The sequence below is a fragment of the Ensifer sp. SSB1 genome (assembly GCF_016652895.1).
Lineage (GTDB): Bacteria > Pseudomonadota > Alphaproteobacteria > Rhizobiales > Rhizobiaceae > Ensifer.
Map to the genome: position 1 here is coordinate 44,403 of NZ_JAEPRP010000015.1, position 22,044 is coordinate 66,446.

General features: G+C 64.1%; 22 protein-coding genes and 1 pseudogene. 5 read left to right on the forward strand and 18 right to left on the reverse strand.

The window, feature by feature from the left end:
* Window positions 1-31 precede the first annotated feature (31 nt).
* The 8 genes from fhuF to I8N66_RS06115 form a co-directional block, all read right to left on the reverse strand.
* On the reverse strand, window positions 32-787 hold the full coding sequence (gene fhuF, locus I8N66_RS06080) for a siderophore-iron reductase FhuF (protein ID WP_291150924.1): 756 nt from the start codon (window positions 785-787) through the stop codon (window positions 32-34).
* Window positions 788-1,024: 237 nt separating this feature from the next.
* Complete coding sequence (locus tag I8N66_RS06085; protein WP_291150927.1) at window positions 1,025-1,516, reverse strand: ester cyclase; 492 nt, start codon at window positions 1,514-1,516, stop codon at window positions 1,025-1,027.
* Window positions 1,517-1,576: 60 nt separating this feature from the next.
* A complete protein-coding gene (locus tag I8N66_RS06090) occupies window positions 1,577-3,004 on the reverse strand; it encodes a gamma-aminobutyraldehyde dehydrogenase (protein WP_291150930.1) in 1,428 nt (475 codons plus the stop codon).
* Window positions 3,005-3,028: 24 nt separating this feature from the next.
* Window positions 3,029-3,844 carry an ABC transporter permease gene (locus tag I8N66_RS06095; protein WP_223725036.1) on the reverse strand — a complete coding sequence of 272 codons (816 nt, stop codon included), beginning with the start codon at window positions 3,842-3,844 and terminating at the stop codon, window positions 3,029-3,031.
* Window positions 3,834-4,784 carry an ABC transporter permease gene (locus I8N66_RS06100; RefSeq protein WP_223725035.1) on the reverse strand — a complete coding sequence of 317 codons (951 nt, stop codon included), beginning with the start codon at window positions 4,782-4,784 and terminating at the stop codon, window positions 3,834-3,836. The genes I8N66_RS06095 and I8N66_RS06100 overlap by 11 nt, the downstream gene beginning before the upstream one ends.
* Entirely contained in the window at window positions 4,781-5,779 is a 999-nt protein-coding gene (locus I8N66_RS06105) for an ABC transporter ATP-binding protein (RefSeq protein ID WP_113540410.1), read from the reverse strand. The genes I8N66_RS06100 and I8N66_RS06105 overlap by 4 nt, the downstream gene beginning before the upstream one ends.
* A gap of 246 nt (window positions 5,780-6,025) precedes the next feature.
* Window positions 6,026-7,186: an ABC transporter substrate-binding protein gene (locus I8N66_RS06110; RefSeq protein ID WP_113540409.1), complete on the reverse strand. Its 1,161-nt coding sequence runs from the start codon at window positions 7,184-7,186 to the stop codon at window positions 6,026-6,028.
* Window positions 7,187-7,369: 183 nt separating this feature from the next.
* Complete coding sequence (locus I8N66_RS06115) at window positions 7,370-8,278, reverse strand: LysR family transcriptional regulator (protein ID WP_113540408.1); 909 nt, start codon at window positions 8,276-8,278, stop codon at window positions 7,370-7,372.
* A 155-nt stretch (window positions 8,279-8,433) separates the two neighbouring features.
* Between I8N66_RS06115 and I8N66_RS06120 the strand changes: the two genes are divergently transcribed.
* Window positions 8,434-9,357, forward strand: a complete 924-nt coding sequence (locus I8N66_RS06120) for an alpha/beta hydrolase (protein ID WP_291150938.1) — start codon at window positions 8,434-8,436, stop codon at window positions 9,355-9,357.
* Between the two features lie 63 nt (window positions 9,358-9,420).
* Here the strand turns inward: I8N66_RS06120 and msrA are convergent, their stop codons facing one another.
* A complete protein-coding gene (gene msrA / locus I8N66_RS06125; protein ID WP_291150940.1) occupies window positions 9,421-10,140 on the reverse strand; it encodes a peptide-methionine (S)-S-oxide reductase MsrA in 720 nt (239 codons plus the stop codon).
* Window positions 10,141-10,294: 154 nt separating this feature from the next.
* Here msrA and I8N66_RS06130 point away from each other — a divergent pair, with 154 nt between their 5' ends.
* A complete protein-coding gene (locus I8N66_RS06130) occupies window positions 10,295-10,696 on the forward strand; it encodes an ACT domain-containing protein (RefSeq protein ID WP_113540406.1) in 402 nt (133 codons plus the stop codon).
* Window positions 10,697-10,709: 13 nt separating this feature from the next.
* Here I8N66_RS06130 and I8N66_RS06135 read toward each other — a convergent pair whose 3' ends face one another.
* The 7 genes from I8N66_RS06135 to I8N66_RS06165 all read right to left on the reverse strand — a co-directional run bounded on the left by I8N66_RS06135 (window position 10,710) and on the right by I8N66_RS06165 (window position 18,295).
* On the reverse strand, window positions 10,710-11,129 hold the full coding sequence (locus tag I8N66_RS06135) for a GFA family protein (protein WP_291150945.1): 420 nt from the start codon (window positions 11,127-11,129) through the stop codon (window positions 10,710-10,712).
* A gap of 105 nt (window positions 11,130-11,234) precedes the next feature.
* A complete protein-coding gene (locus I8N66_RS06140) occupies window positions 11,235-12,833 on the reverse strand; it encodes an MFS transporter (RefSeq protein WP_291150948.1) in 1,599 nt (532 codons plus the stop codon).
* On the reverse strand, window positions 12,826-13,290 hold the full coding sequence (locus I8N66_RS06145) for an SRPBCC domain-containing protein (RefSeq protein WP_113540403.1): 465 nt from the start codon (window positions 13,288-13,290) through the stop codon (window positions 12,826-12,828). The genes I8N66_RS06140 and I8N66_RS06145 overlap by 8 nt, the downstream gene beginning before the upstream one ends.
* Window positions 13,291-13,469: 179 nt before the next feature.
* Window positions 13,470-14,036: a TetR/AcrR family transcriptional regulator gene (locus tag I8N66_RS06150; protein ID WP_291150952.1), complete on the reverse strand. Its 567-nt coding sequence runs from the start codon at window positions 14,034-14,036 to the stop codon at window positions 13,470-13,472.
* Window positions 14,033-14,527 (reverse strand): HPP family protein, encoded by a 495-nt coding sequence (locus tag I8N66_RS06155; protein ID WP_291150955.1) that lies wholly within the window; start codon window positions 14,525-14,527, stop codon window positions 14,033-14,035. The genes I8N66_RS06150 and I8N66_RS06155 overlap by 4 nt, the downstream gene beginning before the upstream one ends.
* A gap of 108 nt (window positions 14,528-14,635) precedes the next feature.
* A complete protein-coding gene (locus tag I8N66_RS06160) occupies window positions 14,636-16,630 on the reverse strand; it encodes a CocE/NonD family hydrolase (protein ID WP_291150958.1) in 1,995 nt (664 codons plus the stop codon).
* A gap of 75 nt (window positions 16,631-16,705) precedes the next feature.
* Window positions 16,706-18,295 carry an ABC transporter substrate-binding protein gene (locus tag I8N66_RS06165; protein ID WP_291150960.1) on the reverse strand — a complete coding sequence of 530 codons (1,590 nt, stop codon included), beginning with the start codon at window positions 18,293-18,295 and terminating at the stop codon, window positions 16,706-16,708.
* Window positions 18,296-18,454: 159 nt separating this feature from the next.
* On the opposite strand from I8N66_RS06165, the gene I8N66_RS06170 reads away from it, so the two are divergent.
* Entirely contained in the window at window positions 18,455-19,249 is a 795-nt protein-coding gene (locus tag I8N66_RS06170) for a helix-turn-helix transcriptional regulator (RefSeq protein WP_223725023.1), read from the forward strand.
* 58 nt (window positions 19,250-19,307) lie between these two features.
* The gene (locus tag I8N66_RS06175) at window positions 19,308-19,649 is read left to right on the forward strand and encodes a PAAR domain-containing protein (RefSeq protein WP_223725022.1); all 342 of its coding nucleotides are present in this window, start codon (window positions 19,308-19,310) and stop codon (window positions 19,647-19,649) included.
* Window positions 19,650-19,706: 57 nt separating this feature from the next.
* Here the strand turns inward: I8N66_RS06175 and I8N66_RS06180 are convergent, their stop codons facing one another.
* Complete coding sequence (locus I8N66_RS06180) at window positions 19,707-21,137, reverse strand: LuxR C-terminal-related transcriptional regulator (RefSeq protein ID WP_291150965.1); 1,431 nt, start codon at window positions 21,135-21,137, stop codon at window positions 19,707-19,709.
* A 147-nt stretch (window positions 21,138-21,284) separates the two neighbouring features.
* Here I8N66_RS06180 and I8N66_RS06185 point away from each other — a divergent pair, with 147 nt between their 5' ends.
* Entirely contained in the window at window positions 21,285-21,542 is a 258-nt protein-coding gene (locus I8N66_RS06185; RefSeq protein ID WP_113540395.1) for a hypothetical protein, read from the forward strand.
* Window positions 21,543-21,708: 166 nt separating this feature from the next.
* Here the strand turns inward: I8N66_RS06185 and I8N66_RS06190 are convergent.
* Window positions 21,709-22,044, reverse strand: a pseudogene (locus tag I8N66_RS06190) (ABC transporter); the annotation flags it as partial.

Sequence of the window (22,044 nt, forward strand, 5' to 3'; positions counted from 1 at the left end):
TGGCCGGGAAGGGGCGACGGGACGACAAAACCTATTGGTTCCTTTGGCTGGGAAGGGCGCAGAGACTGCCGCAGCTCGGAACACCGGGCAGCAGGTAGCGCAGGCAGCAGATCTTGCGGCGGCAGACACGGGCGCCGTCTTCTTCTTCGTGGCGAAGGCAATCGAAGAAGGGGTTGGGCGTGCCGTCCGGCAGGGTCTTGCTGCCGATCAGCGCGTCGGCCTGTGCGTTCAGCGGCTCGATGCCGGAGGCCCGCAGTGCATAGTCGATATAGACGAGCGCGTTGTTCCAGGCGAGCTTCGGGGCGATGCCACCTACGGACTTGAGGTAGCCGACGACCTCGCGCAGGTGCCCGTGCATCGGCGGGCCAAGCGTTGCGAACACGTCGGTATCGTCAGCCTGCTGCCAGTCGCCCGATGTCGCCACGCCGAAGGTTCGGGGAAGGCCGTCTTCGCCGAGCGCCACTTTCATCTGGTCGAAGGTGACGGGAAGCACCTGATGGTCGAGCACACGCGCCACCAGATAGGGGATAGTGAGGGCCGAGAAATAATAGAGCGACCACATGGAGGCGACGGCGCGCCGGTCGCTGGCGCCGGATTTTGCCGTGTAGATATCGAGCGCGTGACCGAAGGCACCGGAGGAAAAGAAGTCGGGTAGCGCCATGCCATCGGAAAGCTCGTCCGAGAGCACCATCTTCTCGTTGCACCAGGCATGGGTGCCGGCGAAGGCGGCCGACAGGGCCTTGGGGCCGCCGATCTCGACAACCGGTTCGCAGGCAATGGCCGTCATGATGCCACTCGCACGCGGGCGCGCCCGATCGGAAATACAGCCGTGAAACTACGCCGTCCTGCCAGCATGCGACACCTTCTGAGCGCGGTCAGAAACTCATAAGGTGATCGTGTTACTCAAGATTTCTATCGACGCAAGTCATTTATGAGTTTTGAAGTCATGATTTGCGGACAAAAGCGGCAGGAAGCCGCAGGCTGGAGCCTGCGGCTTTCGAAGCGCAGGGCGAGGCACCGCCCGTTACATCAACCCGAGCTGCTTGTAGAAGCCGAGGGCGTCGTAATAGTCGTTCTGGGCAGCGATCTTGCCATCCTTGACGGTGAAGACCGAGGCGCCAGTGAACTTGAAGCTCTTGTTGGTCGCGGCCGTACCATCGGCCCAGGCTCCGGAATTGGTGCCGGAGAATTCCCACTCGAAGGACACCTTGTCGCCGCTAGCGATGGGGTCGCCCTTCATGGCCCAGACCGCGTCGGGCACCGCGTTCAGGAAGTTGTCGATGACGCCGGTCTTGGCGGCATCCTTGCCGGTGACCGGCTTGCCGACCGAGGCGTCGTAGTAGCTGACGTCGTCGGCGAAATAGGATGCGGCCTTGGCCGAGTCATGAGCGTTCCAGGCCGCGACATAGGCCGCGACCACATCCGGCGCCGCGTCGGCGGCAAAGGCCGCTGGCGTCAGCACAAGGGCGCCCAAGCCGAGCGCGCCTGCAGCAACAAGCAATTGACGACGGTACATCGCAAACTCCTCCCGTTTGTTGTTCGTTTGCATGCGTTGTCCGGGGCCGGGCGGTGAGCCTCAGCCGTGGTTGATCATGATGTGGCGAACGGCGGTGTAGTCCTCGAGCGCATAGACCGACATGTCCTTGCCGTAGCCCGACTGCTTGACGCCGCCATGCGGCATCTCGTTGGTCAGCATGAAGTGGGTGTTGATCCAGGTGCAGCCATACTGCAGGCGAGAAGCCGCCTTCATCGCCCTGGAAATATCCTTGGTCCAGACGGAGGAGGCGAGGCCATAATCGCTGTCATTCGCCCAGGCGACCGCATCGTCGTTGCCGGTGAAGCGGGTGATGGAGACGACGGGGCCGAAGACCTCGCGCCGGACGATCTCGTCTTCCTGGGTCGCACCGGCGACTACGGTAGGCTGGAAGAAAAAGCCGTCCGAGCTGCCGGGACTGCCGCCGGTGGTGATCTCAATGTGTTTCTGGTCGGCGGCGCGCTCGACGAAGCTTGCGACGCGGTCGCGTTGGCGGCGCGAGATCAGCGGGCCGATCTCGTTTTCCGTGTCGTCGGCGAGATTGTAGCGGATGGTCGAGACGGCTGACGTGAGGTCGGCGACCAGCTTCTCGTAGATGCCCGCTTCAGCATAGATGCGGCAGGCGGCGGTGCAGTCCTGCCCGGCATTGTAGTAGCCGAAGGTCCGGATGCCGTTGACCACCGCTTCGAGGTCGGCGTCGTCATAGACGATCACAGGTGCCTTGCCGCCGAGTTCCAGATGCGTGCGCTTGACGGTCTTGGCGGCGGCCGCCAGCACCTTCTTGCCGGTGGCGATGTCGCCGGTGATCGAGACCATCGAGATCTTCGGGTGGTTGATCAGTGCGTTGCCGACGGTTTCACCGCGGCCGCTCACAACATTGACCACGCCTTCCGGCAGGATTTCGGCGAGCACGCGGGCAAGCTTCAGCGCCGTCAGCGGCGTCTGTTCGGACGGCTTGAAGACGACGGTGTTGCCGCCGGCGATCGCCGGTGCCAGCTTCCAGGCCATCATCATCAGCGGATAGTTCCAGGGCGCGATCGAGCCGACGATGCCGATAGGGTCGCGGCGGATCATCGAGGTATGGCCGGGAAGGTATTCGCCTGCGGTCGGCGCATGCAGGTTGCGCACGGCGCCGGCAAAGAAGCGCCAGCAGTCAACGATCGCCGGCAGTTCGTCGTTCTTGACCGCATTGATCGGCTTGCCGCAGTTGAGCGCCTCAAGCGCTGCAAAGCCATCGGCATCCTTCTCGATCGCGTCGGCAATCTTCAGGAGATAGTTCGAGCGCTCGGCCGGCGTCGTCTGCGACCAGGTGGTGAAGGCCTGTTCGGCGGCGTCGACGGCCGCCTCGACCTGGGCATGCGAGGCTTCCGGCAGATCGACGATCTTGCCGCCCGTCCGCGGGTTCAGGATGTGTTCGTCGGCCTCGGTGCCGGCCTCGAAGCGCGATCCGATCAGCAGTTGGGTGTCCATGTCTGTTCTCCCTTGATAGTCGAGTTATTTGCCGGCGCCGGCGATCTGGTCGCCGTCGCGGGTGAGGTAGTAGGCGCCGAGGATCGGCAGGAAGGTGACGAGCACCACGACCATGGCAACCACGTTGGTCACCGGGCGCTGGCGCGGGCGGATCAGTTCTTCGAGCATCCAGATCGGAAGCGTCGATTGCTGGCCGGCCGTAAACGTCGTGACGATCACCTCGTCGAAAGACAGCGCGAAGGCGAGCATGCCGCCGGCGAGCAGCGCCGTGCCGATGTTCGGCAGGATGATGTAGCGGAAGGTCTGGAAGCCGTCGGCGCCGAGATCCATCGAGGCCTCGATCAGCGAGCCGGAAATCCGTCGGAAGCGGGCAACCGCATTGTTGTAGACGACGACGATGCAGAAGGTCGCGTGGCCGAGAACGATGGTCCAGAAGGAGAAGGGGATATCGGCCATCGAGAAGGCGGAGCGAAGGGCAATGCCGGTGATGATGCCGGGCAGTGCTATCGGCAGGATGACAAGTAGCGAAATCGTCTCCCGACCGAAGAAGCGGGTCTGGCTGACCGCGGCGGCGCAGAGCGTGCCGAGCACGAGCGCGACCGAGGTTGCGATCGAGGCGACCTTGACCGACAGCGTCAGCGCCGCCCAGACGTCCGGCCGATTCCAGGCGACGGCGAACCATTGCGTCGTCAGCCCCGGCGGCGGGAACTGGTAGCTCTTCTCCTCGGTCGTAAACGCGTAGAGGAAGATCAGGAGGATCGGCAGGTGCAGGAAGGCGAGGCCGGCGGCGGCCGCGATCTTCAAGCCTATCGGCGAGCGGTTGAGGCGATCAGAGCGCATCGAAGGCCCCCATGCGTTTGGCCACGTAGAGGTAGGCGCCCATGATCACGATCGGCACCACGGTGAAGGCGGCGGCGAGCGGGATGTTGCCGGCAGTGCCCTGCTGGGCGTAAACCGCCTGGCCGATGAAGAGCCGCGACGAGCCGACGATCTGCGGAATGATGTAATCGCCGAGCGTCAGCGAGAAAGTGAAGATCGAACCCGCGACGATGCCGGGCAGCGCCAGCGGGAACAGCACGTAGCGGAAGGTCTGCGCCGGCGTGCCGCCGAGGTCGGAGGAGGCCTCGATCAGGTTTCCCTGTACCCGCTCTAGTGCCGCCTGGATCGGCAGGATCATGAACGGCAGCCAGACATAGACGAAGACGATAAACGTACCGGTGTAGCTGACGGAGAGCGAGTTTCCGCCGACGACGGGCAGCGCCAACCAGCCATCGAGCAGCCAGAGCAGGTGCAGCTTGTCGAAGATCCAGGTGAGGATGCCTTCCTTGGCGAGGATCAGCTTCCAGGCGTAGATTTTGACCAGATAGCTCGACCAGAGCGGCAGCATGACGCCGAGATAAAAGAGCACCTTCCATTTTCCCTGCGCATAGCGTGCCGCGTAATAGGCGATAGGAAAGGCGATGATGGCGGAGGCGACGGTGACCGTCGCGGCCATCAGCACGGTGCGCAGGATGATGTCGAGATTGGTCTCGCTGAGGAGCTGGCGATAGGTTGCGAACGTGAACTCGTAGTTGATCAGGCCTGAGAAATCGTCGATCGAGAAGAAGCTCTGCAGCAGCAGTGCGAACAACGAACCGAGATAGACGACGCCGAGCCAGAGCAGCGGCGGCGCGAGCATCAGCGTCAACAGCAGGTGCGGATGGCGCCAGAAGAAGTCCGACAGGCGGCCGGCGGGGCCGCGGCGTTCGGGCAACACGAGGGGTTCGGCAAAGGCGGTCATGCGTCCTCCATCGGGTGCAGCTCGTCGGCGGCGAAGCTGATGGTGACGGGGCTGCCGACCGCAGGCACGGTCAGCGCGGCGGGGCTGGCAACGGCGACGCGGGCGCCATCGACATCGACGACGATGCGGTTGACAGCGCCGAGGAAACTATGGGCCGAGACGGTGCCGGAGAGGCTGAGTGCGCCGTCCCACGGTTTGGAAATGGAGATCGCCTCAGGGCGTAGGCTGGCGGAGGGCGCCTTCAGGCCGAGCCGCTGGCAAAGCTTTTGCGGCAGCACGTTGGACGAGCCGACGAAATCGGCGACGAACCGCGTCTTCGGCTGCTTGTAGACATCTTCCGGACGGCCGAGCTGCTGGATGCGGCCATCGTTGAAGACGGCGATGCGGTCGGCCATCGAGAGCGCTTCGCCCTGGTCGTGGGTGACGAAGACGAAGGTGATGCCGAGCGACTTCTGCAGGCTTTTGAGTTCCTCCTGCATCTGCTCGCGCAGCTTCAGATCGAGCGCGCCGAGCGGCTCGTCGAGGAGCAGCACCTTGGGCTTGTTGACCAGCGCCCGGGCGAGCGCCACGCGCTGGCGCTGGCCGCCGGAAAGCTGGCCGGGGCGGCGGGTGCCATAGCCCGGCAGCTTGACCATGGCGAGCGCGTCTTCTGCCGCCTTGCGGCGTTCCTCGCGGCCGACACCCTTGACCATCAGCCCGTAGGCGACGTTGTCGAGGATCGAGAGATGCGGGAAGAGGGCGTAATCCTGAAAGACGGTGTTGACGCTGCGGCGATAGGGCGGCACGCCCTCGGCGGTTTCGCCGAAGATTTCGATATGGCCGCCGGTCGGTTGCTCGAAGCCGGCCATCAGGCGCAGACACGTGGTCTTGCCCGAACCGGATGGGCCGAGCATGGCGAAGAATTCGCCCTCGGCAACCTCGAGGTTCACGCCATCGACGGCGCGCACGGCGCCGAAGTGGCGGGAAACATTGTCGAAGAGAACGGCGGTCGTCATTGAATGGCTCCGGAAAGTTTAGCCCCTCATCCCCGCGGGGGAAGGGAAGTGCCCCTCATCCCCGCGGTGAGGGTAAGGCCCCCATCCGCCCTGCCGGGCACCTTCTCCCCGCAAGCGGGGCGGAGGGACCCTAGGCGGGCGCTTTGCCTCAAGCCGTCCGTTGGCGTGGCCGGAGGCGTTCCCTCTCCCCACGTGCGGGGAGAGGGCCCAAGGTTGAGGGGCAAATGCTTGCTCTATGGTCGCGGTTCAGCGACCGCCGATCACGCCGATGTAGTCGGAGACCCAGCGGTGATAGGGCACGCATTCGCCCTGGCTTGCGCACTTCGTCACCGGCGTCTTCCAGAACTTGACCTTGTCGAAGTCCTCGTAGCCGTTGGTCTTGCAGCCGGCGTCGGTCAAGAGCTCGTTGCCCTTGCAGGCCGCACCGACCGACGGATTGGCGCCGAACCAGGCGGAAACGTCGCCCTGGACCTTCGGCGACAGCGAGTGCTCCATCCACATATAGGCGCAGTTCGGATGCTGGCTATCGGCATGCAGCATGGTCGTATCGGCCCATCCGGTTACGCCTTCTTCCGGAATGGTGGATGCGATCGGCAGCTTTTCGGCTTCCATCAGGTTCACCTGGAACGGCCAGGAACCGGAGGCGACGACGCCTTCGTTCTTGAAGTCGTCGATCTGGATCATCGCGTCGTGCCAGTAACGGCCGACCAGCTTGCGCTGGCCGCGCAGCAATTCGAGGGCTGCCTTGTACTGGTCTTCATTGAGCTCGTAGGGGTCCTTGATGCCGAGGTCCGGCTTGTGCGCCATCAGGTAGTTGGCGGCGTCGGCCACATGGATCGGGCCGTCATAGGCCTGGACGCGGCCCTTGTTGGACTTGCCGTCGGGCAGGTTCATTTCCTCGAAGACGACGTTCCAGCTCTTCGGTGCCTCACCCTTGAACGCATCCTTGTTGTACATCAAGACGTTCGGGCCCCAGACGTAAGGGGTGCCGTAGTGCACGCCGTTGACCGTAAACCAGGGCGCATTCTGCATGCGCTCGTCGATCGTCTTCCAGCTGGGGATGAGGTCGGTGTTGATCGGCTGGACGCGCTTGCCGGCGACGAGGCGCAGCGAGGCGTCGCCCGAGGCGGTGACGAGATCGAAGCCGCCTTCGTTCATCAGCGCCACCATTTCGTCGGAGGTGGCGGCGGTCTTGACCGAGACCTTGCAGCCGGTCTGCTTTTCGAAATCCGTGACCCAGTCGTAGTTCTTGTCGGTCTCGCCGCGCTCGATGTAGCCGGCCCAGGCGACGATGGAAAGTTCGCCTTCACCCTTGCCGAGTTCCTTCAGCGGCTCCTGCGCGAATGCCGGGGCTACAAGGCCGAGCGACAGGGTCAATGCCGTGCAGGATTTGAGCATCTGCTTCATCTGAATTCTCCCAGTTTTGAGCCGCGTTTTGCGGCTTCGTTCCCAATATGAAGCGTGCCTTGCTTTCACCGTATTCGCAAATTCATTAAACAGAATGTCGCTTTCGGTTTTTCCGATATCTATAGTCGGGAGGCACGCCAAAGGTGTGATGAGTGGCGGGAGAAGGCTAATAAATCCAGGGAATTAGCGCGGTCTTGCGCTTCGGAGAGCCTCGGCGATGCCGACGAAATCGCGCGCCGATTGTGGCAGGCCGGAACCCTTGCGCCAGACCATGCCGACCTGGACGACGGGAAGGGCGCCCGAGACGTCGCGGCTTTCGATACGGTCGCCTTCGAGCGACCAGGGGCGGTAGACGAGGTCGGGAAGGAGAGCGATGCCGGCGCCGGTCGCGACCAGGCTGCGCACCGCTTCGACCGAGCGGGTACGGAACGCAACGTGCGGACGGGCGCCGAGCGCGGTCAGAAGCTTGCCGGTGTTCTCCTCGATTTCGTCCACCGTCAGCATGATCAAGGGCTCCTTGGCGATATCGCTGACGGAGATGATGTCGGCGCTGACCAAGGGATGGCCGATCGGCAGCCACAGGCGATAGGGCGAAGTTTCGAGGATCTCCGCCTGCAGCGCCATGCGGTCGCGCAGGTTGGAGATGACCATGACGGCGACGTCGAGTTCGCCGCCGATCAGCAGATGTTCGAGATAGGAGCCGTTGTCCTCGATGGCGCTGACCTCGACGCCGGGGCAGGCGCGGCGGTAGCGCGCGAGCAAATCGGAAAGCACATAGCCGGCGACCAGCGAGGTGACGCCGAGATTGAGCTTGCCGCCGGTCTCCTCGCGGCTGTCGGAAAAGCTGCGACGCGCGTCCGAGACGTTGGCGAGGATCTTGGTCGCGTGGCGCAGGAACTGGTGGCCGTTATGGGTGATCGACAGGCCGCGCGGATGCCGATCGAAAAGCTCGACGCCGAGGTCGCCTTCGAGCTCCTTGATCGCCTCGGTGATCGAGGATTGCGAGATCGACAGGTTCTGCGCCGCACGGGTGATCGACCCCTGTTCGGCAACGGCGACGAAATATTGCAACTGTCGAAATGTGAAGGCCATGGCGCGAGTTAATAGGTGCGAGGCGCGGCTGGCAAGCGCCGAAACGCTAGCGGATCGACGCTGATTTTTTCCTCTTATGTCGGTTTTCGGACAGGGAGCGGGATTGCCGATGCTAAGCTGCGAGCGGAGCGGAGCGGAGCAGCGGGAGGATTGACGTGGACCAGATGACCAAGCGGCCGATGCCGACGGAAGAGGGCATCCTCGCCTTTCACCGCCGCTGCGAAGCGTTCTATCCGGCCGATGCGGTCGATGCCTCAATCGATCAGCAGCGCAAATGGTACGATGCGCTCTGCGCCGAATTCGATGCGCCGAGCCCGGAAGGTCTCACCCGCGAGGATGCGCTCGTCGACGGCCGCATCAAGGTCCGGCGCTACCGGCCGGCGACGGTTTCGACGAACACCCGCATCTACTATATCCACGGCGGCGGCTTCGTCGTCGGCTCGCTCGACAGCCATGATGCGATCTGCGCCGAGCTCTCCGATTTCGCCCACGCCGAACTGGTTTCGGTCGATTATCGCCTGGCGCCCGAGCATGTCTGGCCGGCCGCGTTCGACGATTGCTACGCGGTGCTTAAGGAATTGCTGTCCGATGGCTGTCCTGTTGTCGTTGCCGGCGACAGCGCCGGCGGCAATCTCACGGCGGGCATCGTGCTCAAGGCCCGGGCGGAAGGCCTCACTGGCATCGTCGGCCAGGTGCTGATCTATCCGGGCCTTGGTGGTGATCTCGTCTCGGGCTCCTATGAAGAGATGGCCGAGGCGCCGGGACTGACGACGGCCGACACCAGCTACTATCGCAAGATCCTGCAGGCGCCGGCTGACAATCCCTTTGCCGCGCCCTTGGCGGAAACGGACCTTTCCGGCTTGCCGCCGAGCTATATCACCGGCGCCTTCTTCGATCCCTTGCGCGACGATGCGCGTATCTACGCTGCCCGGCTTGCCGCTGCCGGCGTCAACGTCACCTTCCGCGAGGAGCCGCAGATGATCCACGCCTGGCTCAGGGCGCGGCACATGAGCGAAGGCGCGCGCGAAGGGTTTCAGCGGCTGGCGGAGGGTGTCGCTGTTCTTGCCGGCACCCGCTGACGCTCCCCTGCGAGACGCCGCAGCGCCTGCGTGAAAGCCACGTCGCCCGTTTCCCGAAATGGCCTAGCTCTTCGCCTTGAACACCAGCACCGGATTTGCCCGGAAGGCCTGCGGGAAGAGGGCCTTCAGGTTGTCGATCTTCGGCAGGTCGTTATAGACGATATAGGGGTGGGTCGGATTTCGCGTCAGGAAATCCTGGTGATAATCCTCGGCGGCGTAGAAGCCCTTGAAAGGCGAGACTTCCGTGACGATTGCCGCCGGGAAGGCGCCTGATTTGCCAAGCTGGGCTATGTAGCCATCGGCGATGTGCTTCTGCTCCGATGTCACCGTGAAGACCGCCGAGCGATATTGTGTGCCGTGATCGGGCCCCTGATAGTTGAGTTGCGTCGGGTTGTGGGCGACGGAGAAGAACACCTGCAGCAGCCGGCCATAGCTCACTTCGCGCGGATCGAAGGTCACTTCCACCGATTCCGCGTGGCCGGTCTTGCCGCCGCTCACGGTCTCGTAGTCGGCAGTGGCCGCCATGCCGCCGGAATAGCCGGAGACGGCTTTCCTCACGCCTTTCACATGCTGGAAGACGCCCTGGACGCCCCAGAAGCAGCCGCCGGCGAAGACGGCGATTTCCGTCGATGCGGATGATTTCTCGTCGAGCGATGGTGGCGGGATGACGACGGCCGGTTCCTGGGCGGCGGCGATCGGCGCCGAGCAGAGCAGCGCGGCCAAGGCAGCGGCGAGGATGACGGAGGGTCTGCCTGAAGCATTTGCCGACTTGCTGCGCGCCATCGTTTCCTCCACCACCCGGCTTCCACGCCGGACGTTTGATGACCTCATGTTTTCACGGGAAAGACAATGGTCAAATCGCGATCGCGTGCTTCACGCCAACGTGACGATCCGCTACCACTTCTTGCGAAGAGGCGTTGCGCACTGGAGGAATGACATGGCCGGAGAAACGGATCTCGCGAAACTCCTGGCGACGATGAACCCGGTGCTGTTTCCGCAGACCTATGTCTATTGCACGGTCGCCTATCGGGATGCGGCGCGCTACGAGGCGCTGGAGCCGCTTGCCACCTATCGCGAGGACGAGGGGCTGACGCTGGTCGTTACGCGGGCCGCCGCCGACGGGGCGGGGCTCGGCTACGGCCCGTTGCTTCGCCGCATCACGCTCAACGTGCACTCGGCGCTCGAAGCCGTCGGGTTGACGGCGGCGGTTGCGGCGGCGCTGACGCGCGAGGGCATCAGCGCCAATGTGATGGCCGCCTATTACCACGACCACATCTTCGTGCCGGAAGCGGATGCCGATCGGGCGCTCGACGCGCTCCGGGCGCTGACCGTCGCCTGACAGGCGGACGCGCTTACATGAAGCGCGTGTCGGCGGGCGGGTTGAAGTGGTCGTCGTCGCGGCCGTTTTCATAGATGATCGGCGCCTCGGCGAGTTCCGCGTCGCTGACGCCATCGAGGCAGGCGACATTGACCGCGTAGAAATGGCCGATGAAATCCTTGTGGTAGCCGCGCGAGAAGGGCCGGACACCGCAGCGGCTGCAAAAGTAGTGATCGACGTCGCCTTCGATCCAGCTCGAATTGTCGGCCCGGTAGCTCGTCAGCCGGTCCTTGCCTGACGTGATCTCGAATTCCTCGCGCAGAGCGAAGGACTTCTGCATCCGCGTCTTGGCGCAGAAGGAGCAGTTGCAGCGGCGGATGCCCTCGGCAAGATCGAGCTGGCCTTCGAAGGTGACGGTCTTGCAATGGCAGCTGCCGCGATAGAGCTTCTTCATCGGTTTCCTCCCTGATTTCAGGCGTAGATCAGCGTTCGTCGACCGAATGGCCGACGTTGCCGGGTGCGGTGTGCGTTGATGCCGCGGCGACCTTCGCCGCGGGTGTCATCCGACGTTGCCGGATGGCGCTGCCTTGTCGAGCAGCCCAGGGTCGCCGCCGGTATCGCCATCGCGCGCCTTGCGCAGGAGTACGAAAGCGATGAGCGCGGTGGCAAGCGACAGGAACACGCAGATCGAGGCGGTGAAGGCGAAGGACTGGGTGAAGACACCGCGCGCTGCCGTCAGTAGCCGTTCGGCATCCGCTGCGGGCAGGTTGGACGCAACCGCGACGGCGCCGCCCAGCGTCTGCCGTGCCGCCGCGATCACTTCTTCCGGCAACCCGGTCACCACCAGTTCGTCCATCCGGCCGCGATAGGCGGATGTCAGCAGGCTGCCGAGCACCGCAATGCCGAGCGCGCCGCCGAACTCGAAGCTGGTTTCCGAGATCGCCGAGGCGGCACCTGCGCGCTCCGGCGGCGCGGAGCCAACGATCATGTCCGTCGTCAAGGTCCCGATCGAGGCGAAGCCGAGGCAGAGGACGACGAGGCCTGTGGTGACGAGCAGCGGGCTGCTCGACGTGCCGACCTGGGTGCAGATCGCAAAACCGATGGCCGCGAGCACGAAGCCGGAGGCGATCAGATTGGAGGCGGCAATGCGCGTGGCAAGGATCGGCACTCCCATCGAGGCGACGATCATCGCGACGCCCGTCGGCATCGACCAGAGCCCGGCGACGAAAGGCGAAAGCCCGAGGACAAGCTGCAGATACTGGGCGACGAACAGGAAGGCACCAAAGCCGACGAACATGCCGAGGATGTTGACGCCGAGCGCGGCACTGAATGTCGGCGTCCGGAACAGCCTGAGATCGATCAGCGGGTCGGCAAGGCGGAGCTGGCGCCGTGCAAACAGGATCGCGACGGCGACGCCAAGCAGAATGAAGAAGACCGCGGTCGTGTCGAGCCCGGCTTCGGCAATGTGCTTTACGCCGTAGATCACCGAAAGCACGGCCACAAGCGACTGGGCGGCGCTGGTGAGGTCGATCCGGCCGGCCTCGGGGTCCCGGAATTCCGGCAGCAGGATCGGCCCGAGGATCAGGATCAGCACCATGACCGGGACCGCGAGAAGGAAGACCGAGCCCCACCAGAACTGCGACAGCATGAGGCCGCCGACCACGGGGCCAATGGCACCGCCGGCGGAAAAGCTGGCAAGCCAGACGCCGATCGCGAAAGTGCGTTGCCTGTCATCCAGGAACATGTTGCGGATGAGCGAAAGGGTGGAAGGCGCAAGCGTCGCCGCCGCCACGCCGAGCACGGCACGCGCGAGGATCAGAGTCTCTGCGTTCCAGGCGAAGGCGGCGAAGATCGAGGCGATGCCGAAGGCGATCGAGCCGATCATCAGCAGGCGCCGTCGGCCGATACGGTCGCCGAGCGTGCCCATGGTGATCAGCGATCCTGCGACCATGAAGCCGTAGATGTCGATGATCCAGAGAAGCTGACCGGCGGAAGGTTTCAGTTCCTCGGTCAACTGCGGGACCGCGAGGTTCAGCACCGTCAGGTCCATGGAATAGAGCATGCAGGGCAGGGCGAGCACGGCGAGCCCGATCCATTCACGGCGGGTCGCCTTCGGACCGGGCGCGTTTTCGGTTTCAAAGTTCGAAATCTCAGACATGGTCGACGTAATCTCTGAGCCGCTCGAGGCACTCGCCCCAGCCATCCTGGTGCGAGTCGCGCTCTTCGACGGTCTCGAATGGTGTTTGCTGGAAGACAAGCCGCGTCTTGCCGCCGATGTCGGCAAAGGAAACGGTGACCAGCGTATCGCTGCCGGGCTGGCCGTCTTCGTCCCAGGCGAAGGTGAATACCAGCTTCTCGGGCTCGCGCACTTCGCGATAGAGGCCGCTCATCCAGTAGTCCTGCCCTTCGGGCGAGCGGATGCAAGCGCGCCAGGCGCCGCCCGGGCGGAAGTCCACGTTGACCGAATGGGGCGTGAAATCCCGCGGTCCCCACCAGCGCAACAGGTGCTCGGGCGTCGACCAGACCTTGAAGACGAGGCTTACCGGCGCTTCGAAGTCGCGCACGATCTCCAGGCTGATATCCTTGCGCGTTGCGTTGGCGGTCGCCGCTGTCATGAAGCCTCCTCCATGGGCGCCCCAATGCGCCCAGTCTTTAACCGTAGAGTTATTTAACTCATCGGTTAATATCTGCGCGCAGAGGCGGTTGTCAAGGAGGGCTCGAGCGGCGATCTGATTTTTGTCAACTTGAGGCTGAGGGAGGCCCGCCGGCGCGGCTTCCCCTCATGGTGCGCCCTTCACGACGGTACGGGCAGGCACCTTGCCTTAAGGCGAGCGAGGACCCGGCCGAAGACGCTGGGGTCGTCGAGGCTGCGGGCGAGGATCAACGCCCCCTGGATGCCGCCGACGATTTCTTCGGCAAGAGCAGCGCTTTCTGCCTTCTCCGTACCGCTGCGTACGAGTGTGACCGCGAGGTCGGAGCGCCAGTCGGAGAAGTAGCTGTTGAGTTCGCGTTCAAAGGGGTCGTGTGCCCCGCTCGCTGCGATCACGCCCATCAGGCAGAGGCGACGACCCTGGCGGAAATAGCCGTCGACGCCGGCAAACATCTGGTCGAGCGCTTTTTCCGCGTCCGTCGCGCCGCGCAGCACGTCAAAGATATGGGTCCGGAACCAGGCGGAGATATCGCCGAGCACCGCCTCGGCCATCTCTTCTTTGCCGCCGGGAAAGAAGTGGTAGAGGCTGCCCTTGCCGAGGCCGGTCTTCTCGGTGATCAGGCTGAGCCTCGTGCCATCGTAACCGTGCTCGCGGAAGATTTCTGCAAGCATGGCGATGACGTCCTTTCGCTCAGTGACGACGCGGCTCATGCGGGTTTCCTCGCCAGCGGATACTCGACCTTGGCGAAGCGGTGGAACAGCGCGCCAACGGCGACGAGAATAAGCGAGCCGGTCAGCACCGGGAAGAGCAGGAATTCCAAGCCGGGATCGGCGGCAAAGACGACGAGCGGATTGGCGCCTGCCGGCGGGTGGGTGATGCGCAGCGCCGCCATCAGCGCGATTGCCGCGCCGACCGCGATCGCCACCGCCCACCATTCGTTTGGAAAGACTGACCTGAGGACCAGGCCGACGAGGGTGGCGACGAAGTGGCCGCCGACCACATTGGCTGGTTGCGACAGCGGGCTGGCGGCCACCGAGAAGATCAGCACGCAGCTTGCCCCGAAGGGCGCCATCAACATGGGATGGCCGACGAGATTGGTGAGCGCGCCGACGGCGGCGATGGCCACGAGGCCACCGATGCCGGCGATGAGCCCACGAGAGATGTGAATGGGAGGCTGATGACGCGAGAAGAAATGGCGCATGATTGTACCAATCAGTAAACTCTTTACCGATTGGTACAATGACTGGCGCGAGATGTCAATGCGGGATGGGGTAGGGGCGGCACCCAAGAGCTCGCCGCCCCGTTCCCATCACATCAAGTCGCGGGGAATCCGCTTCTTGAAGTGCTTCTCGAAGATCTGCGTCTCGCCCTCGTAGGCGACGACCTCGCCCTCGGTGACCCACTCGCTTTCGGTGCAGTGGAGCGTCGATGTTGCCACGGTGCGCACCGACCAGCCGTCACGCTTGGCGACGCAGGTCCAGGTCGAGGTTCCGATCATCGACAGCGGATCGTCGGGTGCGATCGACCAGGTTTCGTCGCGTATGTCCTGGGTGGCAAGGCCGGTCTCCGGATGTTGGGAGAGGCCGGTGTCCTCGTAGATCCGGTAGTGGGTCATGCCGTGCGTCATGTCACGCTCGACGGTGCGGCTGGTGATGCCGCGTGCGAGTTCGCGATATTTCGGAAGCGGATCCGGGTTCTCCGGCTCGGGGACCGCGATTTCCCGATGGGCGCCCAGGAGCGGAAGTGCCAGCGACAGGCTTGCCGTGTCGATCGTCAGGCCCGGGTCGGTGGGCGACGGCAGGATCAGCGGCCAGTACGAGGTCGACAGCGAGACGCGAATGCGGTTTCCGGTGCGGAAACGGTAGCCGCAAGCATCGAGCACCAGCGTGATCCGCGTCTTGCGGCCGGGCTCCATGGCACGCGGCTGGGCGTTGCCGTCGCGGTGCGCCAGGTTGAGCACGCCGAAGGCGACGCGGGTGGCCGTGCCATCCGGATGCACGTCGACGAGACGGACGGCGAGATTGGCCGTTGCCGCCTGGCAGGTGACGTCGACGGTCAGCGTCGGCTGGCCCAAATAGTCGGCGGCTTCCAGCAGCGGTGCCGTCTCGAAGACAAGCGAGCCGGCATCATCGATGCGCTGGTCGCCGGCCATTTCGGCATCGGGCTTCAGCGTGAAATATTCGCCGGATGCCGTGCCGGTATCGAGTGGCGATTTGAGATAGATCTCGCCGATGCCGGTGCCGCCGGCCGACGGCGTCAGCCGGCCATCATGGGAAACGCCGAAGAGCTGCATTTCCGGTGCGGTCCAGGCGTCTTTCGCCACCCAGCGCCCGGGGTCGCTGTCACGCCGGAGCGACGGGCGCGGGCCGTCGAGGATATAGGCGCGCACCTGCGGCCCGTTCTCGGCGCCGTTTTCCTCGTTGCGCAGCCAGCGGTTCCACCAGCGGATCGCCTCGCCATGGAAATCGGCGCGCGGCTTCGGGAAGGCGAAATGCGGGTATTTGTGCACCCACGGGCCGATCAGCGCCTTGGCCTTGTCGCCGAGGCCTTCGACCGCTTTCAAGGGCGTGTTGCGGTAGCCATCGGCCCAGCCGGCGATGACCAGCGCCGGGATGCCGACCTTGTCAAAATCTTCGCAGATCGATCCGTGCTGCCAGAATTCGTCGCGACGCTGGTGCTCCAGCCACTCCTCCATGAAGAAGGGTTCTTTTTCCAGCCGCTCCATCCACATCTGCTTCCAGCGGTCGCCGACGATCGCCGGATCCGGCGAGCGCGCCTGGTAGCCGAGCATGGTCGCGGCCCAGGACAGTTGGGCGGAGAGGTGGCAGCCGTTCTTGTAGTGGATGTCGTCGTTGTAGCGGTCGACCGTGGAGGCAATGGAGATCACGGCTTTCAGCGCCGACGGCCTCAAGGCGGCGACCTGCAGGCAGTTGAAGCCACCCCAGGAGATGCCCATCATGCCGACCTTGCCGTTGGACCAGGGCTGTGCGGCGATCCATTCGACGATCTCGCAGCCGTCGGAAAGCTCGCGTGGCGTATATTCGCCGTCGATGACGCCTTCGCTCTCGCCGGAGCCGCGGATATCGACGCGCACGCCGGCAATGCCGGCGGCGGCAAAGACCGGGTAGGTGGACTCGTCACGCAAGCTCGTGCCGCCCTGCTTGCGATAGGGCAGGTATTCGAGCACGGCCGGCACCGGATCGGCCTGCGTTCCGGCGGGCATCCAGATGCGGGCAGCAAGCTCGGCGCCGTCCTTCAGCCGGATCCATTCGTTTTCGATGACAGTGAATTCGCGTTCTGACATGTCGTTCTAACGATCTCTTTTGTTCTCGTGGGAAGTGCCGGACGCGAGCCCGCGTCCGGCATTCGTCGCAATGGCTTAGCTGTCGAACCAGACGCGGCTGCCGACGTAGCCGTTGGAAAGGTCGTTGCCGATGTCGTCGACGAAGCCCTTGAGCGATGCCGAGGCGGCGTTCACATAGTCGTTGAAGACCGGCAGGATCAGCCCGCCTTCGTCGCGCACCGTCATCGCCATGGTGTGGTACATCTCCTTGCGCTTGGCCTCGTCAAGCTCGGAGCGGGCCTGGAGCAGAAGCTTGTCGAAGTCCTCGCGCTTGAAGCGCGTGTCGTTCCACTCGGCGGTCGAGAGGTAGGAGGTCGAGTAGCGCGAATCCTGCGTCGGACGGCCGCCCCAGTAGGAGGCGCAAAAGGGCTGCACGTTCCAGACATTGGTCCAGTAGCCGTCCTCCGGCTCGCGCCGCACTTCGATCTCGATGCCCGCCTTCTTGGCGCTTTCCTGGAAGAGCACGGCGGCGTCGGCAGCACCGGGGAAGGCGGCGTCGGACGTGCGCAGCAGGATCGGCCGGTCGTGGCCGGACTTCTTGAAGTGGAAGGCCGCCTTGTCCGGGTCATAGGCCCGCTGCTCGATGCCTTCGGGGGCCAGCGCGTAGTTGCCGTTGACCGGATAGTCGTTGCCGAGCGTGCCGAAACCGCCGAGCACCCGGTCGAGGATCGCCTGGCGGTCGACCGCATATTTCAGCGCCAGCCTCAGGTCGTTGTTGTCGAAGGGCGCGGTGTCGCAATGCATCAGGAAGCTGTAGAAGCCCTTGCCCGAGGTCCTGATGATCTCGACGCGCGGGGCGCGCTTCAAGAGCGGCACGGTCTTCGGGTCGATGTTGTTGATGAAATGGACCTGGCCGGAGGAAAGGGCGGCGATGCGGGCCGTGGTGTCGTTCATCACGATGATCTCGACACTGTCGACGAAGCCGCGGTCGGAGCGCCAGTCGTCGGCGTTCTTCTCGAAGGTGGCGCGCAGGCCGGCCTCATAGCTCGAGAGCTTGTAGGGACCGGTGCCGATGGGCGAGGCCGGATTGTCGATGCCGCCCTTCGGTTGGATGATCAGGTGATAGTCGGTCAGAAGCAGCGGCAGGTCGGCATTGCCTTCGGTGAGCGTCAGCACCAGGCTGCCTGCCTTCTCCTCGATCGTCTTGATCGAGCGCATCAGCCCGAGGGCGCCGGACTTGGAGCCTTCGTCCGCATGGCGCTTCAGCGTCGCGACGACGTCGGCCACCGTCAGCTTGCTGCCGTCGTGGAAGCTGACATCGCTGCGGATCTTGAAGGTCCACTGCGACGCATCGGCCGAGGGCTCCCAGGATTCGGCAAGCGCCGGCAGCGGCGCGCCGGTTTTCGGGTCGGATTCGACCAGCGTGTCGCCCCAGAGGTGACCGATGACGAAGGAGACGGAGCCGCTATAGGCGGCGGGGTCGAGCGAATCGGTTGTTGCACCGCCCTTGAGGCCGAGCTTCAGATGGCCGCCGCGCTTCGGCTCCTGAGCCCTTGCGCCCGTTGCCGTCAAAGTACCGCCCAGTCCGGCGGCAAGACCAAGCGCCGCGGTGCCGGCCAGAAAGCCGCGCCGGCTGAGGTTGGCCGGGACGAGAAGGCCGTCGGGTCGCTTCGTGAATTCGGTCATTTCCAGGTTCCCTTTGTGTGATGCTTCTGAGCAAAACCTATCGTCTGGCAGGCCGCACACAATTTCGCGACTTGACGCTTCCTTACGCTCTTTTACGCTACAACGACGCCTGAGGTTCGACTGAGCGCGGCGTCGTTTGAGTGAGGTTCGGAAAGCACCGTGCAGAACATCGAAATCTTCGCCGCGAATTTGCGGTTTGCCTGCGCGACACGGCGGTCGATCTCGCAGATCTGCCGCGAAATCGGCATCAACCGGCAACAGTTCAACCGCTATATCGGCGGCGAGGCGCGACCGTCGCCGCACAATGTCGCGCGCATCGCCCGCTTCTTCGGATTGGCGGCCGAGGATTTTTCGCTGCCGGCGAAACAGTTCGAGGCGCGGATGATGCGGCCGGATCGCGACCGGTCGGAGGCGGGGCTGCTGCTCGAGGGGTTTCCCGGTGACATCACCGGTCTCCGGCGCCACATCGGCTACTACCAGACCTATCACGTCTCCCCGTCCTGGCCGGGGCTCGTCGTCTGCTCCTGCGCGCGGATCCACGAGGAAGCGGGGTCGATCCGGGTGAAGTCGATCGAGCGCATCCGCGATCCCGTCAACGAGATCCAGCAGTTCTCGAAATATGTCGGGCTCGTCACCTTCTGGCGAAACCGCATCTTCATCGCCGAGCGCAGCATCGGGCGGGAGCCGATGCTGGCGCAGACGATCCTTCTGCCTTTCGAAGTGCATCAGCGGGTCTATCTGCGCGGCACCACCATGGGGGTCTCCTGGCGCAAGGAAAACCTGCCCTATGCGTCCCGGATGATCTGGCGCTATCTCGGTCAGCAGCCGGATCTGCGGCAGATGCTCTCGCGCTGCGGTGTGCTTTCCTTCGGTTCACGGCTGATGCCGCAGACGGTCCGCGCCTTCCTCGATACGCCCGATGCCGAGCTGTTGACCGTGCCGACCGAATATTGAGGCCGGGCCTTGGCCATGTGATAGGTTTCGACGAAACGGGTATATCGAGGAGGGGACCATGAAATCCGCACCGGCCGTTATCGCCTGCCTTTGCATCGCATGGCCGATGCCACCGGCAATGGCCGAGGAGGCGCGTGCGCCGATTCCGTCCTGCGCACTTTCGGGCGCATCCAGCGTCATGATCGGCGGCCAGCCGGCGCTCAGGCTCTCCGACGTCGCCAATTGCCCGCCGGAACTTTACGAGGTGGTGCCGAGCATCATGATTGAGGGGCAGCCGGTCGTGCATTTCCGCGCCGGCAGCGGCGCCAAGGGCGATTGCTCGGCGAGGGGCGAGGCGACGGTGACCTTTGAAGGCGAGGCGGCCCAGAGGGTGGGCGACGTCGACTGCCGGCAGAAGTGATGCTGCACCTGTCTGCCGAAACCCGATGAGGCGTGTGACGCCGTTTCTGTCTCTGCCTTAGTCGAACATGGCCAGCCGGCATCCTTCCTGGACCGCTTGCAGCGCCGGAGGGTTGGTGACCGGGTAGCCGGCGATGAACCGGTCGACCGAGAACAGCGGGAACTCGGCCTTGAGCCTCAGCGCGGTGCTTGCCGCTTCCGACGATTGCCCGACAAACGCCTGCGCCATCGCCTGGAACATGAGGGTGTTCGGCGCCTCCTGCGAACTGCGCCCCAGCGCCGAAAGGGCCTCCGCATGGCGTCCGGTGACGAAGAGGACGCGGCCGAGCATGCCGTAGTACCAGGGCGGCGCCAACGGATTGAGGGACAGCGCCTTTTCGATCAACACGATCGCTTCGTCCGGATCTCCGGCGACCAAAGCCTTGCTTCCGGCCAGAAGCGCCAGCGTGTCTGCATTGTGCTTGCCGTGCTGGAACGCGAGTATCTGGGCGTCGGCGGCGCCCTTGAGATCTCCCATGCATGCCTTGAGGTCACCAAGGCATGTGTGGGCGAACGGGTTCGTCGGATCGAGCCGCAGGGCCTGTTCGACTGCCGACTGCCAGTTGCCGATGCTCGTCCCAAGGTCAATGCCATAACCGTTGCAGGCCTGAACGGAGTAGGCATAGGCCAGTTCGATCCACGCTTTTACCCGGGCCGGGTCCAGTTCCAGCGACCGCGTGAGGAGGCGGATCGCCGCGGCGTTTCCCTCCGCGCTGAACCGGTTGAGCTGCTCGGCTCCGAGCAGATAGTAATCATAGGAATGCAGGTTCGAGGGCGCCTTGTTGCGGCTGGCGTTGCGCCCGAGTGCGGCCAGCTTGCCGAAGCAGCCGGCCAGCGCGTTGACGACGCACTCCGTCAGATTGTCCTGAAGCGCAAGGATGTCTCCGATCGGCCGGTCGTAGCGTTCGCTCCACAGCGTCATGCCGGAACGCGTTTCCGAGAGCTGGATCGTCAGCCGTACCTGCCGGTCGTCGGCGCGCACCTGGCCGGTGACCGCATAGGTCGCGCCGATCGCCTGGACATGGTCATCGTAGCTTTCCGGACGGTTGCCGAGCAGCTTCATGGTGTGAAAGGCGACGACGGGCAGATCGGCGTAGCGCGCGAGATCGACGCAGATATCCGACGAGAGGCCGTCGGCGAACCGGCGCCAACGCTGCTCCTCGTTGAGGCTTTCGATCGGGAACAGGGCGAGCACCGGTGGTCCTTCCTCCACGACGGCCGCGGCCCTTGCCTCCGTGGGCCCGGCTATCTCCGACGCGAGCTCGATCTTGTTGCGAACGCCGAGCTTGCCATAGATGGTCGCGAGATGGCTGCGCACCGTCGATGGCGCGATGCAGAGCGCTTCGCCGATCTGGCGATAGGTCAGGCCAGCAGCAAAGCGCTCGGCGACTGCGCGCTCGCGATCCGACAGGAGCGCAGGCACAAAGCGACGCGTCAGGATGCGGGCCATACCTGCCTCCTTGTCGTTCCTCTCGTTCACTCTGCTGCGGCTCCAGCAAAATACTACAAATGCTGGACGCAAAACACCGCACATGCGCGATTGCCGCATAGCTCTATGAGGCTAGAGTTGCACTGAACATCACGCGGGAGGACGACCATGAGCAAGCTTCTGTCAGGCATGTCCGACTTCTACCACTCCGTATCCGAGGACGTCGATCAGACGGCGGAGCCCGGCGACAGCCGCATCACCAAGTGGTTTCACCCAAAGCGCCTCTTTGCCATGTGGGACGATCGCCAGCACTACCGCGATCAGCTTGCCCATATGGCAGCCGACGCGCCGGAGCTGATCGATGATATCGGCCTGACGGAAAAGCAGGTCGACACCGAGGTCAAGAAGCCCTTCTGGCAGCATTGAGGCTGGTCCGCATCAAAGGGGTAAACAGCGAAGTCGTCCGCCACGCCGTGACAGCGTGCGATGCGGCGTGACAGGCTCGCAGGGTTGCGCCCTGCGGAATGCTGGGGGCAGAAAAGCCGACCGCCTGCGCGGCGGGCGGCTTCCCTTTCAGATCATTTCGGTGGTTTCAGTTGCCGGCGCTTTCCATGCGGCGTGTCTTCAAGACACGCTCCAGCCAGCCGATCTCCATTTCCGGAACCGACTTCAACAAGAGGTCGGTATAATCGTCGAAGGGCGGTGACAGCACCTTCGACTTCGGCCCGAACCGCACGAGGCGGCCGCGATGCATGACCGCGACACTGTCGGCGATCGCGCGCACGATGGCGATGTCGTGGGTGATAAAGACATAGGAAACAGCGGTTTCCTCCTGAAGCTTCAAAAGCAGATTCAGGATGCCTTCGGCCACCAGCGGGTCGAGCGCCGAGGTCGGTTCGTCGCACAGGATCAGCTCTGGCTTGGCCGC

Coding starts and splice junctions, on each gene's coding strand:
- I8N66_RS06140 (WP_291150948.1), bottom strand. CDS start 12,833: ATGTCTGAGATTTCGAACTTTGAAACCGAAAACGCGCCCGGTCCGAAG.
- I8N66_RS06100 (WP_223725035.1), bottom strand. CDS start 4,784: ATGACCGCCTTTGCCGAACCCCTCGTGTTGCCCGAACGCCGCGGCCCC.
- I8N66_RS06145 (WP_113540403.1), bottom strand. CDS start 13,290: ATGACAGCGGCGACCGCCAACGCAACGCGCAAGGATATCAGCCTGGAG.
- I8N66_RS06175 (WP_223725022.1), top strand. CDS start 19,308: ATGAAATCCGCACCGGCCGTTATCGCCTGCCTTTGCATCGCATGGCCG.
- I8N66_RS06090 (WP_291150930.1), bottom strand. CDS start 3,004: ATGGACACCCAACTGCTGATCGGATCGCGCTTCGAGGCCGGCACCGAG.
- fhuF (WP_291150924.1), bottom strand. CDS start 787: ATGACGGCCATTGCCTGCGAACCGGTTGTCGAGATCGGCGGCCCCAAG.
- I8N66_RS06150 (WP_291150952.1), bottom strand. CDS start 14,036: ATGAGCCGCGTCGTCACTGAGCGAAAGGACGTCATCGCCATGCTTGCA.
- I8N66_RS06085 (WP_291150927.1), bottom strand. CDS start 1,516: ATGTACCGTCGTCAATTGCTTGTTGCTGCAGGCGCGCTCGGCTTGGGC.
- I8N66_RS06095 (WP_223725036.1), bottom strand. CDS start 3,844: ATGCGCTCTGATCGCCTCAACCGCTCGCCGATAGGCTTGAAGATCGCG.
- I8N66_RS06110 (WP_113540409.1), bottom strand. CDS start 7,186: ATGAAGCAGATGCTCAAATCCTGCACGGCATTGACCCTGTCGCTCGGC.
- I8N66_RS06155 (WP_291150955.1), bottom strand. CDS start 14,527: ATGCGCCATTTCTTCTCGCGTCATCAGCCTCCCATTCACATCTCTCGT.
- I8N66_RS06130 (WP_113540406.1), top strand. CDS start 10,295: ATGGCCGGAGAAACGGATCTCGCGAAACTCCTGGCGACGATGAACCCG.
- I8N66_RS06180 (WP_291150965.1), bottom strand. CDS start 21,137: ATGGCCCGCATCCTGACGCGTCGCTTTGTGCCTGCGCTCCTGTCGGAT.
- I8N66_RS06185 (WP_113540395.1), top strand. CDS start 21,285: ATGAGCAAGCTTCTGTCAGGCATGTCCGACTTCTACCACTCCGTATCC.
- I8N66_RS06135 (WP_291150945.1), bottom strand. CDS start 11,129: ATGAAGAAGCTCTATCGCGGCAGCTGCCATTGCAAGACCGTCACCTTC.
- I8N66_RS06115 (WP_113540408.1), bottom strand. CDS start 8,278: ATGGCCTTCACATTTCGACAGTTGCAATATTTCGTCGCCGTTGCCGAA.
- I8N66_RS06165 (WP_291150960.1), bottom strand. CDS start 18,295: ATGACCGAATTCACGAAGCGACCCGACGGCCTTCTCGTCCCGGCCAAC.
- msrA (WP_291150940.1), bottom strand. CDS start 10,140: ATGGCGCGCAGCAAGTCGGCAAATGCTTCAGGCAGACCCTCCGTCATC.
- I8N66_RS06160 (WP_291150958.1), bottom strand. CDS start 16,630: ATGTCAGAACGCGAATTCACTGTCATCGAAAACGAATGGATCCGGCTG.
- I8N66_RS06105 (WP_113540410.1), bottom strand. CDS start 5,779: ATGACGACCGCCGTTCTCTTCGACAATGTTTCCCGCCACTTCGGCGCC.